Origin of the sequence: Hymenobacter setariae (assembly GCF_007713685.1) — a bacterium.
Lineage (GTDB): Bacteria > Bacteroidota > Bacteroidia > Cytophagales > Hymenobacteraceae > Hymenobacter > Hymenobacter setariae.
Map to the genome: position 1 here is coordinate 1 of NZ_VMRJ01000010.1, position 1,566 is coordinate 1,566.

Here is a 1,566-nt window from a genome sequence, read left to right on the forward strand (position 1 = left end):
CTCGACATCAGCCCATGTTCGCATGGGTGTAGGAATATTTTACAATGGAGAGTTTGATCCTGGCTCAGGATGAACGCTAGCGGCAGGCCTAATACATGCAAGTCGAACGGTGGGTAGCAATACTCATAGTGGCGCACGGGTGCGTAACACGTAACTAACCTACCTATAACTGGGGGATAGCCCGCCGAAAGGCGGATTAATACCGCATAAGCTCTTTGGCTGGCATCAGCTAATTAGTAAAGATTTATTGGTTATAGATGGGGTTGCGGGTCATTAGCTAGTTGGTTGGGTAACGGCTGACCAAGGCGACGATGACTAGGGGAGCTGAGAGGCTGGTCCCCCACACGGGCACTGAGATACGGGCCCGACTCCTACGGGAGGCAGCAGTAGGGAATATTGGGCAATGGGCGAGAGCCTGACCCAGCCATGCCGCGTGCAGGAAGAAGGCTTTCTGAGTCGTAAACTGCTTTTGACAGGGAAGAATAAGCACTACGTGTAGTGTGATGACGGTACCTGCAGAATAAGCACCGGCTAACTCCGTGCCAGCAGCCGCGGTAATACGGAGGGTGCGAGCGTTGTCCGGATTTATTGGGTTTAAAGGGTGCGTAGGCGGCCCGTTAAGTCCGGGGTGAAAGCCCGTTGCTCAACAACGGAACTGCCCTGGATACTGACGGGCTTGAGTACAGACGAGGTTGGCGGAATGGACCGAGTAGCGGTGAAATGCATAGATACGGTCCAGAACCCCGATTGCGAAGGCAGCTGACTAGGCTGTTACTGACGCTGAGGCACGACAGCGTGGGGAGCGAACAGGATTAGATACCCTGGTAGTCCACGCCGTAAACGATGGATACTCGCTGCGAGCTAAAGATTGTTCGTGGCTTAGGGAAACCGATAAGTATCCCACCTGGGGAGTACGCCGGCAACGGTGAAACTCAAAGGAATTGACGGGGGCCCGCACAAGTGGTGGAGCATGTGGTTTAATTCGATGATACGCGAGGAACCTTACCTAGGCTAGAATGCGCGTGACCGGCTCAGAGATGAGCCTTTCCTTCGGGACACAAAGCAAGGTGCTGCATGGCCGTCGTCAGCTCGTGCCGTGAGGTGTTGGGTTAAGTCCCGCAACGAGCGCAACCCCTATGGTTAGTTGCCAGCACGTAATGGTGGGGACTCTAGCCAGACTGCCTGCGCAAGCAGTGAGGAAGGCGGGGACGACGTCAGGTCATCATGGCCCTTACGCCTAGGGCGACACACGTGCTACAATGGACGGTACAGCGGGTAGCTACACAGCGATGTGATGCCAATCTCGAAAAGCCGTTCTCAGTTCGGATCGGAGTCTGCAACTCGACTCCGTGAAGCTGGAATCACTAGTAATCGCGCATCAGCCATGGCGCGGTGAATACGTTCCCGGGCCTTGTACACACCGCCCGTCAAGCCATGAAAGTCTGGTAGACCTGAAGCTGGTGCTCGTCACAGAAGCCAGTTAGGGTAGAACAGGTAATTAGGGCTAAGTCGTAACAAGGTAGCCGTACCGGAAGGTGCGGCTGGATCACCTCCTTTCTGGAGCAA

General features: G+C 55.0%; 1 rRNA gene. It reads left to right on the forward strand.

Annotation, left to right across the window (positions count from 1 at the left end):
- Nucleotides 1-41 precede the first annotated feature (41 nt).
- Nucleotides 42-1,557, forward strand: a 16S ribosomal RNA gene (locus FNT36_RS25195).
- Nucleotides 1,558-1,566: the final 9 nt, after the last annotated feature.